Origin of the sequence: Halomonas sp. HK25 (assembly GCF_047795635.1) — a bacterium.
Classification (GTDB): Bacteria; Pseudomonadota; Gammaproteobacteria; order Pseudomonadales; family Halomonadaceae; genus Halomonas.
Genome location: NZ_CP181044.1, coordinates 1025387 through 1041244, shown reverse-complemented (window position 1 = coordinate 1041244; position 15858 = coordinate 1025387). Strand labels below are relative to the sequence as shown.

Sequence of the window (15858 nt, the reverse complement as noted above, 5' to 3'; positions counted from 1 at the left end):
GCCTGCCTCCCTACCCTTTCACGATGAGGTTCTGGGCGGCGAGCTCGCCGCGGAAGTCGCGCAGCAGGCTCAGCACCGGGTTGGGCGCCGCCTGGCCCAGGCCGCAGATGGAGGCATCCATCATCACTCGTGCGAGCCGCTCGAGCTGATCGACATCCCACTCGTCGCGCTCGAGCAGGGTCAGCATCTTCTCGGTACCGACCCGGCACGGCGTGCACTGACCGCAGGATTCATCGGCGAAGAAGGCCAGCAGATTGGTCGCCACGGCGCGCAGGTCGTCACGGTCGGAGAGCACAATGATCGCCGCCGAGCCGATAAAGCAGTCATGCTCCTGCAGGGTGTCGAAGTCCAGCGGGATATCTGCCTTGCTGGCCGGCAGAATGCCGCCGGAGGCGCCGCCGGGCAGATAGCCAACCAGGCGGTGGCCCTCGGCCATGCCGCCGGCGTACTCCTCGAGCAGCTCGTTGAGGGTGATGCCGGCGGGAGCCAAGTGGACGCCGGGCCGCTTGACCCGGCCGGAGACCGAGAAGCTGCGCAGGCCCTTTCGCCCGTGCCGGCCCTGGCCTGCGAACCCGTCGGCGCCTTTCTCCCAGATCAGCGGAATCCAGTAGACCGTCTCGACGTTGTTGACCAGGGTCGGTCGGCCGAAGAGCCCACGCTGGGCGACAAAGGGCGGACGGTGACGCGGCTTGCCGGGCTTGCCCTCCAGGGACTCGATCAGCGCCGACTCCTCGCCGCAGATATAGGCGCCGGCGCCGCGGCGCAGGATCACGAAGCCGGGTGAGACCAGGCCCGTGGCCTCGAGTTCCCCGATGGCCTCGTGAAGCACCCTGAGCAGGCCGGGATACTCGTCGCGCAGGTAGATATAGAGGGCACAGGCCTCCACCGCCCAGGCGCTGACCAAGGCGCCCTCGAGGAACCTGTGCGGCTCGCGCTCGAGATAGAAGCGGTCCTTGAAGGTGCCGGGCTCGCCCTCGTCGGCGTTGATCACCGCATAGCGGGGACCGGACTCGGCGCGCACCGCTTGCCACTTGCGGAAGGCGGGGAAGCCGGCCCCACCCAGGCCGCGCAGGCCGGCATGCTCCAGCGTCTCGGTCAGCGACGCGACACTCACCTCGCCGGAACGGCACTCACCCAGCAACCGGTAGCCGCCGGCCGCGCGATAGTCGGCCAGGCGCTGCCAGACGATCGCCTCAGGATGGAAGTGGCCGGTGTCGACCACCGCCTCGACTCCCTCCGGGGTGGCGAAGAGCAGGTGGTGATGGCCCACCTCTGCGACCGGCGCGGTATCGCAGCGCCCCATGCAGGGAGCGCGCACCACCCGCACCGCTTGCGGGTCGAAGCCCGCCAAGAGCCGCTCATGCAGTGCCGCGGCGCCTGCAAGCTGGCAGGAGAGCGAGTCGCAGACCCGCACGGTGACCTCTGGCGGCGGCGCCTGATCGTCATGCACCACATCGAAGTGGGCGTAGAAGGTCGCCGTCTCGTAGACCGCCGCCATGGGCAGGTTCATGTAAGCGGCCAGCGCCCGCAGCGCCACCATCGACAGGTGGCCGTGGTCGTCCTGTAGGACATGCAGGTGCTCGATCAGCCAGTCACGGCGGCGGAGCCCTGGGTCGCTGCGCTCGTCGCCGAGCAGCAGCCGCAGCGAGGCCAAGGCAACGGGCAGCGGGTCTCGGCCACGGGGCTTGCCGCGGAAACGGCGCTGGGACGTGACGGTCGACTCGGTCATGGCAGACGGCTCCCGGTTGGGGTGGGCAAGCGAGGCTAGAGCCTTTCAAGATAGGCCGATCCACCGAGGTTGTTCATCTGCTGGCGGATCCAGGCGCTGCGTCGCTCCACGTGAGGGCTCGGCCGCGCCGCATCCCAGCCCCGCGGGTTGGGAAGGATGGCCGCCAAGCGGCTGGCCTGGACGGCGCTGAGCTGGCCCGCCGAGACGCCGAAGTAGTGCTGGGCCGCCGCTTCCAGGCCGAATACGCCGCTGTCCCACTCGGCGATATTGAGATAGACCTCGAGGATGCGCTGCTTCGGCCACAGCGCCTCGATCAGCAGGGTGAACCAGGCCTCCAGCCCCTTGCGGGCCCAGCTGCGCCCGGTCCACAGGAAGAGGTTCTTGGCGGTCTGCTGGCTCAGGGTGCTGGCCCCGCGCAGGCGGCCGCCGGCGCGGTTGGACTCCCAGGCGCGGCGCATTTCCACCAGGTCGAAGCCGCGATGCTCGGGGAATCGCTGGTCCTCGGCGGCGATCACCGCCAGTTTGGCATGGACGGCGAGCTCGTCCCAAGGGCGCCACTGGTGGCGAAGTTCGACGGGCTCTCTGGCGATCCAGGAGTGCACCTTGCGCTCTACCATCACCATGGAGCCGAACACTGGCGCATGACGAAACAGCAGCACCAGCACCACCGAGAGCACCGCGAAACCCAGCAGCACTCGCCACAGCCAGCCCCACAATCGGCGACCCCATGCCCTGATCACCTCTCTACCCACTGTCGTTCGACCCACTGCCACTCGCCCCCGCGAACCTGACGCCGAGCAGCCAGTATACGGGCTCGTTCGGCGGTCCGGGAGGCGAGCGACCGGTGCTTACTCAACGCGCCGGCCTTAACGCGCTAGCGATTCTTGTGCAGTCGCTCGGCGTGATAGCGCAGGTGATCCTCGATGAAGGAGGCGATGAAGTAGTAGCTGTGGTCATAGCCGGGCTGGCGACGCAGGGTCAGCGGATGGTCATGCTCGGCGCACACCGCCTCCAGGCGCTCGGGCCTGAGCTGCTCCTCCAGGAAGTCATCGGCCTCGCCCTGATCGATGAACAGCGGCTGGCTGGAGGCGCCGCGGGCCACCAGCTCACAGGTGTCGTACTGGGTCCACTGGCCGCGCTCCTCGCCCAGATACCCCGAGAAGGCCTTCTGGCCCCAGGGGCACTCCGAGGGATTGACGATGGGCGCAAAGGCCGAGACCGAGCGGTAGTGGCCGGGCCGGCGCAGGGCCATCACCAGCGCGCCGTGGCCGCCCATGGAGTGACCGCTGATCGACTCGCGGCCGTTTACCGGGAAGTGCTGGCGCACCACCGAGGGCAACTCCTCGGTGACGTAGTCGTACATGCGGTAGTGCTTCTTCCAGGGCTCCCGAGTGGCATTGACGTAGAAGCCGGCGCCGGAACCGAAGTCATAGCCGTCGTGCTCCCCGGGCAGGTCGGTGCCCCGGGGGCTGGTGTCCGGGCAGAGGATGGCGATGCCCAATTCCGCGGCCAGGCGGTGGGCCCCGGCCTTCTGCATGAAGTTCTCGTCGGTGCAGGTGAGCCCCGAAAGCCACCATAGCAGCGGTACCCGCCCGGTCTCCGCCTGGGGCGGCAGGTAGATGGAAAATACCATCTCGCAGTCCAGCGCCCTGGAGCCATGGCGGTAGCGCTTGTGCCAGCCGCCGAAGCTCTTGTTGGCCGATACCAGCTCAATGTTCTCGGTCATGCTCATCGGAAAGCCTCCCTGCTCAATAGTGAAGGACGGTGCGGATGCTCTTGCCGGCGTGGAGCAGGTCGAAGGCCTCGTTGATCTGCTCGAACGGCATGTCGTGGGTGATGAAGTCGTCGATGTTGAGCTCGCCGTTCATGTACTGGTCCACGTAGCCCGGCAGCTCCGAGCGGCCCTTGACGCCACCGAAGGCCGAGCCCTTCCACACCCGGCCGGTGACCAGCTGGAAGGGGCGGGTGGAGATCTCCTCGCCGGCCCCGGCCACCCCGATGATGATCGATTCACCCCAGCCCTTGTGGCAGCACTCCAGCGCCTGGCGCATGACGTTGACGTTGCCGATGCACTCGAAGGAGTAGTCGACACCGCCGTCGGTCAGGTCGACGATCACCTGCTGGATCGGGTCGCTGTAGTCCTTGGGGTTGACGAAGTCGGTGGCCCCGAACTGTTCGGCGAGTGTGAACTTCTCCGGGTTGACGTCGATGGCGATGATGCGCGACGCCTTGGCCATCACCGCGCCCTGGATCACCGCCAGGCCGATGGCGCCGAGGCCGAAGACGGCCACTGTCGAGCCCGGCTCCACCTTGGCGGTATTCATCACCGCACCGATACCGGTGGTCACGCCACAGCCCAGCAGGCAGATCTTGTCCAGCGGCGCCTTCTTCGAAACCACCGCCAGGGAGACCTCCGGCAGCACGGTATACTCGCTGAAGGTGGAGGTACCCATGTAGTGGTGCAGCATCTTGCCATCCAGCGAAAAGCGGCTGGTACCGTCCGGCATCAGGCCCTTGCCCTGGGTGGCGCGCACGCTGCCGCACAGGTTGGTCTTGCCGGAGAGGCAGAACTTGCACTTGCCGCACTCGGCAGTATAGAGCGGGATGACATGGTCACCGGGACGCACGCTGGTGACCCCCTCACCCACCTCCTGGACGACGCCGGCCCCCTCATGACCCAGCACCGCCGGGAAGTTGCCCTCGGGGTCGGCACCGGAAAGCGTGTAGGCGTCGGTGTGGCAGACGCTGGTGGCGGCGATCTTGACCAGCACCTCGCCGGCCTTGGGGCCTTCGACGTCGATCTCGACCAGTTCCAGCGGCTTGCCCGGCTCCAGGGCGATGGCAGCACGTGATTTCATGGCGATATCCTCGTTGATGATGTTCAGAAAGTGGAACCAGTGTAGGCAATGCTCCGTCTTGAGATAAACTGCATTAAAGACATGACATTATTGCCCATCAACAACAATCCGTCCTCACGAGGTGACCATGCAACGCTGGGACAGGGTGGAAGCGTTCGTCGAGGTGGTACGGCTGGGTACCTTTGCCGCCGCCGCTCGGCAGCTCAAGGTGTCCAACTCCCATGTCAGTCGACTGGTCAGCCAGCTGGAAGCTCAATTGGGGACCACCCTGCTCTACCGTACCACCCGCCAGATTCGGCTGACCGATGCCGGGGCCCTCTACTATGAGCACTGCCACCACCTGTTCGACGGCCTGAGGGAGGCCGAAGCCGCCATCAACGACCTGCAGGCTCAGCCCCGCGGCGTGCTCAAGCTGACCTCGGCGACCACCTTCGGCGAGCGTTTCGTGGCCCCGCTGATCAATGACTTCATGCGGCTCAATCCGCAGCTCGAGGTGCGGTTCCACTTCACCAACCGCCAGGTGGATATCATCAACGAGGGCTACGACATCGCTATCCGCATGGGCACGCTGAAGGACTCGACGCTGATCGCTCGGCGGCTCTGCGAACGCCACGAGTATGTCGTGGGCTCCCCGGACTACTTCGCCCGCGAGCCCGTGCCACATACTCTCTCGGAGCTCTCCCGGCACCGCTGCCTGGTAGGTTCCAGGGATCACTGGCGGTTTGACATACACGGCATCCGTCGCGAGGTGCGCGTCGAGGGCCCCTGGGAGGGCAACTCCGGCCCTGCCCTGCTCGACGCGGCCCTCAAGGGCCTCGGGCTGGCCCAGCTTCCCGACTACTACGTGGACTCTCACCTCGCCAGCGGCGAGCTGATCTCGGTGCTCGACGCCTATCAGCATGACGACACCGCGGTCTGGGCCGTCTATCCTCGTCATCGCCACCGCTCACCCAAGGTCTACCGGTTCATCGACTATCTGGTGGAGCACATCGAAGAGCTGCTTCCGGTGCACCGAACCGCCAAGCCTGGCCAGGAAGTCTCCGCAACGCCTGACGCGGTGGAAAAAACAGGCAAGGTGCCATAGCTTGAAGGAGTATCGAGACTGGAGCTTCGCCATCACTCTCCGAGGTACCGATGAAGCATACCTTTTTCCCGTCAGGCGCTGCCCGCTCAGCCGCCCTGCCCCTGATGGGCCTCGCGCTGCTATCTCTCTCACTGCTGGGCAGCCCCGTCGCCCTGGCCAACGACTATCCCACGGAGAGCCGGGTCGACTACGTCCTGGGTTGCATGGCCGCCAACGGCAACAGCTACCTGACCATGCAGAAGTGCTCCTGCAGCATCGACGTCATCGCCGAACATCTCAGCTACGAGACCTATGAACAGGTCGCCACGGTGCTGAGCATGCAGGACCAGCGGGGTGAGCTGGGCGTGCTGTTCCGTACCGAGCGTGGCATGCAGGACCAGCTCCGTGCCCTGCGCCAGGCCCAGGCCGATGCCAACCTGCGCTGCTTCTGACTCCCGTGGCACAGCGCCTCTTACCCTCATCTCGCCGGCGGCTCCTGACGGGGCTGGCACTCTCGGCGGGCCTGGCCTCGCCGCTCGCGGTGGCCGATGACCCCGATCGCATCCAGGGGGAACGGCTGTTTCGCAACCAGTGCGTCGGCTGCCACAGCCTGGCCTCCGGCGTTCATATCGCGGGGCCAAGCCTGCACGCCCTGATCGGACGCCCGGCAGGAAGCCTCTCAGGCTTCGGCTACTCCCTTGCGCTGGAGGAGGCCGATTTCGTGTGGAATGCCGAGACCCTCGACGCCTTCCTCGCCGCCCCGGCCGACTTCCTGCCCGGCAACCGCATGGTGCTGTGGGGGCTCGGCGAGGGACCGCGCCGCCAGATCATCCGCTATCTCGACGCTCTCGCCTCCGACGCCGAGCCCTAAGCTCTCCACCGGGGGCGCCTCAGTCCCCGCCGCCCTTGCGCGCCATCAGCCCGCGGGAGGGGTTGTAGCCGAGGATTGCCAGCGCCAGCAGTACCAGAGTCATCGCTACGCTGATCAGGATAGCCTCCGGGTTGACGCGCTCGTAGAGCGCGAAGCGGATCATCTCCACGGCGTGGGTGAAGGGATTGAGGGCGGCAATCTGGTAGATCAGATAGCTGCCCTCGCGGATGCGCCACAACGGGTAGAGCGCCGAGGAGAGGAAGAACATCGGGAAGATCACGAAATTCATGATCCCGGCAAAGTTCTCCAGCTGACGCACGAAGGTGGAAAGCAGCAGCCCCAGGGCGCCGACCATGAAGCCGGTGACCAGTAGCGCCGGCAGGATCCACAGATACCCCATCGGCGGCGCCTGGATGCCGTACCACCAGGCGATGGCCAGGAAGACGTAGACCTGCACCACCGAGACCAGGGTGCTGGCCAGCAGCTTGCACACCAGCAGGTACCAGCGCGGGAAGGGACTGACCAGCAGCACCCGCATGCTACCCATCTCCCGGTCGTAGACCATGGAGAGCGAACTCTGCATGCCATTGAATAGCTGGATCATCCCCACCAGCCCCGGCACGATGTAGACCTCGTAGAGGATATAGGTCTGATAGGGCTCGGTCATGGCCACGCCCAGCGCCATGCGAAAGCCGGCGGCGAACACGAACAGCCAGACCAGCGGCCGCACCAGGGCGGCGAGGAAGCGGCTGCGCTGGTGCAGGAAGCGCAGCAGCTCGCGCCCCACCACGCCGCGCAGGCAGTGCCACCAGGGCATCAGTCGCATGCGACCTCCTCTGCCCCTACCAGGAGATCGAAGGCCTCGCCCAGGGTGGAGACACCGAGCCGAGCGGTGAGCGCCTCGGGCGTGCCATCGGCCAGCAGCCGCCCACGATGCAGCACCATGACCCGGTCTCCGGTGCGTACCTCATCGATCAGATGGGTGGCCCAGAGCACCGCCACGCCCTCCTCGGCGCAGAGTCGATGGGCATGCTCGACCAGGTCACGCCGAGAGGCAATGTCGAGCCCTACGGTGGGCTCGTCGAGCAACAGCAACCGCGGCGTGTGAAGCAGGCCACGGGCGATCTCCACGCGGCGGCGCTGCCCTCCCGAGAGCTGTCGCACGCGGATCCGCCGTCGATCGGCAAGCCCTACCCTGGCCAGTTGGACCTCGCCGCGCCGGCGGGCCTCGCCGGGCCCCATGCCGTGCAGGGCCGCATGGTAGGCGAGGTTCTGGGCCACGCTGAGATCCAGGTCCAGGGTCGGCTGCTGGAAGACTACCCCGATGCGGGCATGGGCCTGCACCGACTGGCGCCTCACATCGAAGCCACCGATGCGGATCTCGCCCCGGCGCCGATCATGCAGCCGGGTGATCAGCGAGAAGAGCGTGGTCTTCCCGGCACCGTTGGGCCCCAGCAGCACGACGAACTCCCCGGCCGCGATGGCCAGGGAGATCGCTTCCAGTACCGGACTGCCACCATAGGCGAAGCTCAGGTCGCGGACCTCGAGGGCCGGCTCGCCCCCGTCTCTGGTCATCGAGTCACTCACGGCTCGACGATCACCCCCCAGGGGAAGCGCCCCACCGGGATCGAGCGGATCGCCCGCAGGCCATCCACCTCGATCACCGTGACATCGCCGCTCACCCCGTTGGTGGTGTAGAGGCGGCTCTCGTCGCCGTTGAGGGCCAGGTGCCAGACCCGCTGCCCCACCAGGATGTAGTCGAGGATCTCGTAGGTCTGCTGGTCCACCACCGCCACCCGGTTGGAAGGCCCAAGCGCCACGAAGGCATAGCGCCCGTCGGAGGTCAGGGCGACCCCTACCGCCTGGACGGTCTCCCTCGGCACGCCGGGGACGTCGAAGCGCAGGGTGTGCTTGACGTCGAAGGTCTCCTGCATATCGAGGATCGATACCGTGCCGGCGATCTCCGCCGAGACCCAGGCCTCTCGGCCATCCTGGGTGAACTCGACGTGCCGCGGTCGGGCCCCCACCAGGCGATGATGAACCGCCTCCATGGCCTCGGCATCGATGATGTGCGCCATGTTGGAGGTCTCGGTGGTGGCGATCAACCAGCGGCCGTCGGGGCTGATACCGAGGCCCTCGGGCTCGACCCCTACGGGAATCTCGGTGACCAGCGTGCGGGCCTCGTAGTCGAGCACCGAGACGATATTGTCGTCCTCGTTGGAGACGTAGATATAGGGCCGGTTGGGGTCGACGCGGATCACCTCGGGATCGTCGCCGGAGGCCTGGCTGCGCACCACCTGGAGGCTTTCCAGGTCGATCATGTCGATGGACTCGTCGTCGCCCACTGCCACGAAGAGCTCGCTACCGTCGCTGCTGAAGGCCATGGAGCGCGGCCGACGCCCGACGCGGATGGTCTCGACCACCTCGAGGCTGGCCCCATCGATCACCGAGATGGTGTTGTCTTTCTCGTTGGAGACGAAGATGCGTTCGGCCTGGACCGCCAGCGGCAACGCCAGCAGGCCACCCAGCGTCAGCCCCAGCAGGGCATGCCGGGAAGCGGGGACCCAGCCCCGCGGGTTCAGAAGCGACATGGTGATTCCCCCTCATCGGCGCCGAGTGTATCGAGTGGTGTGCGAGGATGCAGATAGCCCTCCTGGGGCGAGACCGACGCCACCATGCGCGGTCCGGTGATCAGGATCGGCTGGCGCAACTGCTGGTTCCAGGTGCGGTAGCTGACCGGCAAGCCGAGGTAACCGGCCAGTTCGAACTCCTCGCTGAGCATGTACTCGAGGACCGTGTCTCGTTCGACGGAGCCGGTTCGTGCGGTCGCCTCCCCCAGTGAACGCACGGCGAGCCAGGCGCCGAAGTCGCGGGGCGTCATCCAGCGGTCGGCCAGCTTCTCGAACCGCCGCTGCAGCTGCACCGCGCCCCAGGACTCATGAGCACGATGCCAGGCGGTGGCGATCAGCCCCTGGGTGCCCACCACCGGGCGCGGCGTCCAGGTCTGATAAGGGAAGTACTCGCCGAAGTAGTCCGTCTCGTCGGCGATCACCAGGACGTCGTGTTCGGCAAAATCCTGGACGAACACGGGGATCTCTCGCTGGATGGCGTGGAAGCCCCCCTCGGCACGGCGCGCCATGGGGTCATGGGGCCACATCTTGTCGCCGACGATACGATGGCCGTAGCGCTCGGCCGAGGCGCGCAGGGTCTCGGCCAGCAGGCGATCCTCGTCGGTGTTGCCGTAGACCAGCGCCCAGCGCTCCCACTGCTTATAGCCGAGAAACTGGGCCAGCGCATCGGCCAGCATCCGCCGGCTCGGCGTGGTGTGGTAGAGGTTGGGGTGGCAGGACTCCCCGCGCAGCTCGTCATCCGGGGCCCAGGCATTGAATACCACCCGGTCGCCCAGGGCGGGGTGGGCCATCATCTCCTGCAGCGCCTCGGCAGGCAGGCCGCTGATGATCCAGTCGGCCCCCTGGTCGATCAGGCCCTGCAACGCCTCACCGACATCATCGCCCAGCGCCACCTCGGCCTCGTGCAGCACAAACTCCTGGCCGAGAAACTGCGCCGTGGCGTTGTTGTCGTTGATCCCCAGCCGAGTCCCCTGGCGTCCCTCATCATCGAGCACCGGGGCGAGCACCGAGAGCGGTTCCTGGTCATCCGGCCGCTCCATGCCCAGATAGCCGAGGGTCATGGTCTCAGGGGCATCGGCCGGTAGCGTGGCCGACCAGCCCAGGCCGATGATGATTCCTCCCAATGCCAACCAGTGTGGCAAGGGAGAGCGTGGCAAGGTTCTCATGCGTGCTCCTCAGGCAGCCTGGGCTGCCGCTGTCCGTGGTCTTGTTGTTGTCGTCGATGTCGCCGGCATGGCGGCATACAGCTGCCGCGGCCGGCATGCCCGCTAGGGCATCCGCTCCATGATCACTCGCACCATGAGGCCGAGTGTCTCCTCCAGCAGATAGGGCTGCTCACACATGGCCGGCAGCGTCTGCTGGCGCATCTGGAAGGTGCGCTGTTCCCAGAACAGCGCTTCCGAGAGCTGCTCGATTTCTGCCGGGGCCGCCCCCTCGTCGGCGCGCAGCGCCTCGAGTTCATCGACCATGTCGGAGATCGTGTCGAGCCGGGCCAGCTGGGCACGGGCCGCCTGACGAACGGCGTCGATGGCACGGCCGCGCTGGCGGTCGGTGAGCTCGAAGAGCCCGGCGAACAGCAGCGTGAGCCGCCGCTCGGCCTCGTCATCGTCCACCGAGGCCACGAACTCACGGACCCGCTCGAGCGCCCGTGCATCGGGGGTGTCGCGGGCCGTGGCGAAACGCGCTACGCGGCCGACTTCCTCGTCGTCCCACCAGCGCTGCTCCAGCTCGTCCAGGGAGGGGCCCGTCCAGATGGTGCCCCAGGCCAGTTCGGGGATCAGGCGCTGCACGCAGGGCCAGTCGGGAGGGCCTGCCGCCGCGCGCTGGGCCTCGACCCGCGGGCTCTCGGAGAAGAGCAGCCCCGTACCGAATGTCACAGCCAGCAGCGGGACCGCGAGTCTGGAGAATCGCGGACGCCACCTCATGATTCACCTCCGTCGGTACCGGAGTGGAGTTGTCCGCGCCGGTCGAGTAGCGGCACCCCGTACTCCGTGAGGATGGCGTGGATCTCGTCCCGGTGGCGGTCGATGAAGTCGTTGAGCCAGTCCTTCCAGTGGGGCTCGCCACGGCGAATGCCCATGGTGATGCGGTAGTCCAGCCGCGCACCGGAGTCGTCGTCGGCCAGAGGAATGACCCTGAGCGGAGGCTCCTCGAGGGCGGCATAGTAGCCGGCCAGGGGGCCCCACAGCACGGCCCCCTCGGTGCGGCCGGCCACCACGTCCGCGATGGCATCGCGAACCGGGGCCCGGACCCGGGTATCGACCATCAGCGGATAGCTCTGGACGGTGGCGCCAGTGCGGCGCAGGGGCACCAGGGGGGGAGTCTCGGTCACCACGCCGATGCGCCGCCCCCGCAGCGCCGGATCCGTCAGGCGGGTGGCCTCGAGGTCGGACGCCTCCGGCACCACCAGGGCGTAGACCGAGCGATAGACCTCATTGGTGTTCTGCACGAACTCATAGCCTGCCACGGCGCCGATCATGAGGTCGCAGACCCTCAATTCCAGGGTATTGCGCACGAAACCCATCACCTGGGGCGACCAGACATAGGCCAGGGGCACCCCCATATCCTCGGCCATCAGCTCGGCGATACGGTTCTCGAAGCCCTCACCGGCCTCGTTGCTGAAAGGAAGGTTATTGCCATCGGCGCAGACTCGCAGCGCCTCGCGTTCCTGGCGCTCCGGCAGATCGGCCACCGCCGGGACACTGGCGCAGCCGATAAACAAAGCGACCAGCAGCGGCCAACGTCGCAGCATTCCTTCACACATGCGTCCTCCGATCCCGGATAGGAAAACCAGGCCGAGCGTCGCTGGCCCTCGGGTCTACTCATCATCGTCGCCATCGCCGTTTTCCGCCTCCTTCTGCATCGACTCGATGATCTGAGGGCGGCCTCGGCCCAGCCCACCCTCGCCGCGGGCCAGCATATAGCTGAAGATATAGGGAATATTGCGCATGACGTAGGGGTCGTCGGCGAAGGAGGGCATGACCTGGCCAGGTTGCACCTCGCGCCCCGCCGCTACCGTTCCGGCGAAATCGGCCCAGCCGCGCCGCTCCGCGGCGCGGATCAGGCTGGGGGCAAAGGAGGAGCCCAGCCCGTCCGGGCCATGACAGGCCATGCAGGCCCGGGTGTAAACCATATAACCCTCGTAGGTCTGGGGGTCGACCTTGCCATCCTCGACCACGTAGTCACCGGGTAGATAGCGGCGGGCGTCATCGGCGTCTTCCGCCACCGCGGCGGGAGGCGACAGCAGGCAAAGCAGGCCGATCAGCAGAAGCGGGTTACGGGGAATACGCGTGAATACCGTCATTCAGTGCGTCCTTCTCGTGAAACCGGGGACAACCCCCTGGGGCGGGATAGACGGCGGGGCACGGGCTTCCGCTCGTGCCCCGCCGGGTGGAGGTGAGGCAGCGCTCAGTCGGGCAGAGCGAAGACCGTCAGCACCCCGCCGAGGTTGGTGTACTCGCTGATGCCAGCGAACGCACTCACGGCACCCAGGCCTTCTTCGGGGTCCTCTAGCCCTGCCGCCAGGCCGATCCCGGCCCAGCCGCCGACCCCGGAGAGCACGGCCACATACTGCTTGCCTTCATACTGGAAGGTATTCACGTTGCCGATGACCCCGGAAGGCGTCTTGAAGCGCCACAGCTCGTCGCCGGTCTCGATGTCCACCGCCTTCACATGCCCCTCGAGGGTGCCGTAGAAGGCCAGGTCACCGGCCGTGGCCAGGGCGCCGCTCCATACGGCGAAACGCTCATCGATCTCCCAGACGACTTCGCCGGCAACCGGATCCCAGGCGATGAAGCTGCCCATACGACCTTCCATGCCGCCGTTCTCCACTGGAGCCGGCATCATGGTCAGGGTCGCCCCCACATAGGGCTGGCCCGCCACATAGTCGGTCTCGTAGGGCTCATAGTTCATGCAGATCCGGTTGATACCGGCATAGAGCAGCCCAGTCTTCGGCGAATAGGCGCTCGGCTGCATGTTCTTGGCGCCCATGGCGGTGGGGCAGATATCGGTGGTATTGACGTTCACCCCCTGGCGGTAGGTGCTGTACTCCTCGTTGACGTTGGGTCGGCCGGTCTCCATGTCGTAGCTGTCGGCCCAGTTGGTCTCGGCGGCAAACTTCTCGGCCACCAGCAGTTCACCGGTCTCGCGGTCCAGCAGGAAGCCGAAGCCGGTGCGGTCGATGATCGCCAGTCCCTTGCGCTCCTCGCCGTCGAACTCGACGTCGATCAGCTGGTTTTCGTTGACGCCGTCATAGTCCCATTCGTCGAAGGGCACCTTCTGGTAGACCCACTTGGTCGAGCCATCGTTGGGGTCACGGGCGAAGACGGTGATCGCCCACTTGTTGTCGGCCGGCTCGCCGTCCTTGGTGCGCTGCTCGGGGTTCCAGGTCCCCGGGTTGCCGGTGCCGTAGTAGATCAGGTCGAGGTCAGGATCATAGGTGACCCAGCCCCAGGGGGCCCCGCCACCGCGCTCCCACTCGCCTTCCGGCCAGGTGGAGATCCCCAGGTCGGCCTCGCCGACCGGCTCGCCGAGCATGGTGGTGGTCTCGGGGTCGAGCAGCACCTCGTCGTCGGACCCCTGGGAGTAGCCGCGCCACTCCATCTCGCCGGTCTCGACGTTGTAGGCGGTCAGGTGGCCGCGCACGCCGAACTCGCCGCCGCTGTTGCCCACGATCACCTTGTCGTGCACCACCAGCGGCGACATGGTCATGGTCTCGCCTTCAGTGTGATCACCGTTGCTGGCGTCCCAGAGCAGCTCGCCGCTCTCGGCATCCAGGGCAATCACCGTGTTGTCGCCCTGGTTGAGGAACAGCCGCCCGTCGGCGTAGGCCAGGCCGCGGTTGACGGTGTCACAGCAAAACACCGGAATGACCCGCGAGTCCTGGTCCGGCTCGTAGGTCCAGATGATGCGCCCCTCGTCCTCCAGGTCGAGGGCGAAGATCTTGTTGGGGAAGGGGGTGTGGATGTAGAGACGCCCGTCGCCGACATACAGCGGCCCGCCCTCATGCCCCCGGAGCACGCCAGTGGAGAACTGCCAGACCGATCGAAGCTCATTGACGTTGTCGCGGTTGATCTGGTCCAGCTGGCTGTAGCGGTTACCCTGGTAGTTGCCAAGCTGGGTGGGCCAGTAGTCGGGGTTCTCCTGCAGTTCCAGGAGATTCTGATTAGCATGGGCAATGGCTGCCGAGAGCAACCCGGCAGCCATTGCCGTGTAGAGGATTGGACGAAGCATAGCGTGTCTCCGAGGTACGTCGCGCTGAAAGGCATGCAAAGGTTTCGCACGCCACTTATGGTTGTTGTCCTGATTCAGGCGTTGACAGTAGAAGGTCTAGCACATCTTTCAACGTGGTCGGCCCGGCCCGGAGGAAAACCACACCGCCTCGATGAAAAAGACTTTTGTCTCTCAGCAACAATGGCGCCACATCCCTGCCAGAGCGCATGATAATGGGGTCCCGACTCCTGCCGTGACGCTGTGATCGACTCCCCTCCAGACATCTACGACCTTGGTTGCAAGGAAGAACTCGTCCAACCTGCTTGAATGAATGGTGGAGTCTGACAAGAACCGACCAACCACCCGTGGAGGAATTCCCATGTGGACCAAGCCCGCCTATCAGGATCTACGCCTCGGCTTCGAGGTAACACTGTACATTTCCAATCGCTGACCTCTATCAGGAGGTGGTACCGATACGGCTGACGTTACCCGAGGGGACGTCAGCCTTTTCTTTGCCCCTGTGCCGGCAGGGCGACCCGAAACGGGGAGAGTGACATGCAGGTACTGGTGCTTGGCGCCGCGGCGGGGGGGGGCTTCCCGCAGTGGAACTGCAATTGCCGGCTATGTCTCGGTGTACGCAGAGGCGAGTTAGCGGCCAGGCCGCGGACCCAGTCCTCGCTCGCCATCAGCAGCGATGGCGAGCGCTGGCTGCTCTGCAATGCATCTCCCGACATCCGAGCACAACTGTCCGCGAACCCCGACCTGCACCCCAGGCGGGTGCCTCGGGACAGTGGCGTCGCCGCCGTCCTGCTGGTCGACGGCCAGATCGATCACGTCACGGGGCTGCTGTCGCTGCGCGAGGGATGCCCCCTGGACGTCTGGTGCACGCCCAACGTTCACCAGGACCTGAGTCGTGGTTTCCCGCTCTTCCCGATGCTTGAGCACTGGCAGGGCGGTCTGGCCTGGCAGCGCATCGGGATCGATGAGGAGCACCTGGAGGCCCGCTTCGAGGTACCGGCCTGCCCGGGCCTGAGCTTCACCGCCGTGGCCCTGACCAGCAATGCCCCGCCCTACTCGCCGCGACGGGGCGCGCCCACGCCGGGGGACAATATCGGCCTGCTGATCGAGGACAGACAACGGGGCTCCCGGCTCTTCTATGCTCCCGGCCTGGGCCAGCTGGATGACCGGGTTCGCGGCTTCCTGGCCCGGGCCGACTGCGTGCTGGTCGACGGAACTCTGTGGCACGACGACGAACTGATCCGTGCCGGTGTCGGCAGCGCCACCGGGCGCGACATGGGGCATCTGGCGCTGGCCGGCGAGGGCGGGCTGCTCGAGGCGCTGGAAGCCCTGCCTGCGACCACCCGCCGGGTGCTGATCCACATCAACAACACCAACCCGATCCTCGATGAGCACTCCGAGGAGCATGCCACCCTGACCGCGGCGGGAATCGAGGTGGCCCACGACGGCATGCGCCTGAAGGTGTGAACCCTTCGGTA

Annotated in this window: 17 protein-coding genes; 5 read left to right on the top strand and 12 right to left on the bottom strand. The window is 66.4% G+C overall.

What is annotated here, in order from left to right:
• Positions 1-10: 10 nt before the first annotated feature.
• From ACM26W_RS05155 to ACM26W_RS05140, 4 genes are all read right to left on the bottom strand, one after another.
• A complete protein-coding gene (locus ACM26W_RS05155; protein ID WP_416139779.1) occupies positions 11-1729 on the bottom strand; it encodes an NADH-ubiquinone oxidoreductase-F iron-sulfur binding region domain-containing protein in 1719 nt (572 codons plus the stop codon).
• 35 nt (positions 1730-1764) lie between these two features.
• Positions 1765-2469 carry a monofunctional biosynthetic peptidoglycan transglycosylase gene (gene mtgA / locus ACM26W_RS05150; RefSeq protein WP_416139778.1) on the bottom strand — a complete coding sequence of 235 codons (705 nt, stop codon included), beginning with the start codon at positions 2467-2469 and terminating at the stop codon, positions 1765-1767.
• A 134-nt stretch (positions 2470-2603) separates the two neighbouring features.
• The gene (fghA, locus tag ACM26W_RS05145; protein WP_416139777.1) at positions 2604-3461 is read right to left on the bottom strand and encodes an S-formylglutathione hydrolase; all 858 of its coding nucleotides are present in this window, start codon (positions 3459-3461) and stop codon (positions 2604-2606) included.
• 16 nt (positions 3462-3477) lie between these two features.
• Positions 3478-4587, bottom strand: coding sequence for an S-(hydroxymethyl)glutathione dehydrogenase/class III alcohol dehydrogenase (locus ACM26W_RS05140; RefSeq protein ID WP_416139776.1), 1110 nt, complete (start codon positions 4585-4587; stop codon positions 3478-3480).
• Positions 4588-4714: 127 nt separating this feature from the next.
• Here ACM26W_RS05140 and ACM26W_RS05135 point away from each other — a divergent pair, with 127 nt between their 5' ends.
• From ACM26W_RS05135 to ACM26W_RS05125, 3 genes are read left to right on the top strand one after another with little or no spacing between them, the layout of a single operon-like run.
• Positions 4715-5671, top strand: a complete 957-nt coding sequence (locus ACM26W_RS05135) for a LysR family transcriptional regulator (protein ID WP_416139775.1) — start codon at positions 4715-4717, stop codon at positions 5669-5671.
• A 50-nt stretch (positions 5672-5721) separates the two neighbouring features.
• On the top strand, positions 5722-6102 hold the full coding sequence (locus ACM26W_RS05130; protein ID WP_416139774.1) for a hypothetical protein: 381 nt from the start codon (positions 5722-5724) through the stop codon (positions 6100-6102).
• Between the two features lie 5 nt (positions 6103-6107).
• Positions 6108-6521, top strand: a complete 414-nt coding sequence (locus tag ACM26W_RS05125) for a c-type cytochrome (protein ID WP_416139773.1) — start codon at positions 6108-6110, stop codon at positions 6519-6521.
• Between the two features lie 19 nt (positions 6522-6540).
• On the opposite strand, the gene ACM26W_RS05120 is transcribed toward ACM26W_RS05125, so the two are convergent.
• The 8 genes from ACM26W_RS05120 to ACM26W_RS05085 all read right to left on the bottom strand — a co-directional run bounded on the left by ACM26W_RS05120 (position 6541) and on the right by ACM26W_RS05085 (position 14383).
• Positions 6541-7347, bottom strand: coding sequence for an ABC transporter permease (locus ACM26W_RS05120; RefSeq protein ID WP_416139772.1), 807 nt, complete (start codon positions 7345-7347; stop codon positions 6541-6543).
• Positions 7338-8096, bottom strand: a complete 759-nt coding sequence (locus ACM26W_RS05115; protein ID WP_416139771.1) for an ATP-binding cassette domain-containing protein — start codon at positions 8094-8096, stop codon at positions 7338-7340. The genes ACM26W_RS05120 and ACM26W_RS05115 overlap by 10 nt, the downstream gene beginning before the upstream one ends.
• An 8-nt stretch (positions 8097-8104) precedes the next feature.
• The gene (locus tag ACM26W_RS05110) at positions 8105-9112 is read right to left on the bottom strand and encodes a PQQ-dependent catabolism-associated beta-propeller protein (RefSeq protein ID WP_416139770.1); all 1008 of its coding nucleotides are present in this window, start codon (positions 9110-9112) and stop codon (positions 8105-8107) included.
• Positions 9100-10317, bottom strand: coding sequence for an ABC transporter substrate-binding protein (locus ACM26W_RS05105; RefSeq protein ID WP_416139769.1), 1218 nt, complete (start codon positions 10315-10317; stop codon positions 9100-9102). The genes ACM26W_RS05110 and ACM26W_RS05105 overlap by 13 nt, the downstream gene beginning before the upstream one ends.
• A 102-nt stretch (positions 10318-10419) precedes the next feature.
• Positions 10420-11076: a hypothetical protein gene (locus tag ACM26W_RS05100; RefSeq protein ID WP_416139768.1), complete on the bottom strand. Its 657-nt coding sequence runs from the start codon at positions 11074-11076 to the stop codon at positions 10420-10422.
• Positions 11073-11903 carry a quinoprotein dehydrogenase-associated putative ABC transporter substrate-binding protein gene (locus ACM26W_RS05095; protein WP_416139767.1) on the bottom strand — a complete coding sequence of 277 codons (831 nt, stop codon included), beginning with the start codon at positions 11901-11903 and terminating at the stop codon, positions 11073-11075. The genes ACM26W_RS05100 and ACM26W_RS05095 overlap by 4 nt, the downstream gene beginning before the upstream one ends.
• 66 nt (positions 11904-11969) lie before the next feature.
• Positions 11970-12455, bottom strand: coding sequence for a c-type cytochrome (locus ACM26W_RS05090; protein WP_416139766.1), 486 nt, complete (start codon positions 12453-12455; stop codon positions 11970-11972).
• Positions 12456-12559: 104 nt separating this feature from the next.
• The gene (locus ACM26W_RS05085) at positions 12560-14383 is read right to left on the bottom strand and encodes a methanol/ethanol family PQQ-dependent dehydrogenase (RefSeq protein WP_416139765.1); all 1824 of its coding nucleotides are present in this window, start codon (positions 14381-14383) and stop codon (positions 12560-12562) included.
• 358 nt (positions 14384-14741) lie between these two features.
• Between ACM26W_RS05085 and pqqA the strand changes: the two genes are divergently transcribed.
• Together pqqA and pqqB are read left to right on the top strand one after the other, a co-directional pair.
• Positions 14742-14813 carry a pyrroloquinoline quinone precursor peptide PqqA gene (gene pqqA, locus ACM26W_RS05080; protein ID WP_119023712.1) on the top strand — a complete coding sequence of 24 codons (72 nt, stop codon included), beginning with the start codon at positions 14742-14744 and terminating at the stop codon, positions 14811-14813.
• A gap of 104 nt (positions 14814-14917) precedes the next feature.
• Positions 14918-15847 carry a pyrroloquinoline quinone biosynthesis protein PqqB gene (gene pqqB / locus ACM26W_RS05075; RefSeq protein WP_416139764.1) on the top strand — a complete coding sequence of 310 codons (930 nt, stop codon included), beginning with the start codon at positions 14918-14920 and terminating at the stop codon, positions 15845-15847.
• The last annotated feature ends 11 nt before the right edge of the window (positions 15848-15858 follow it).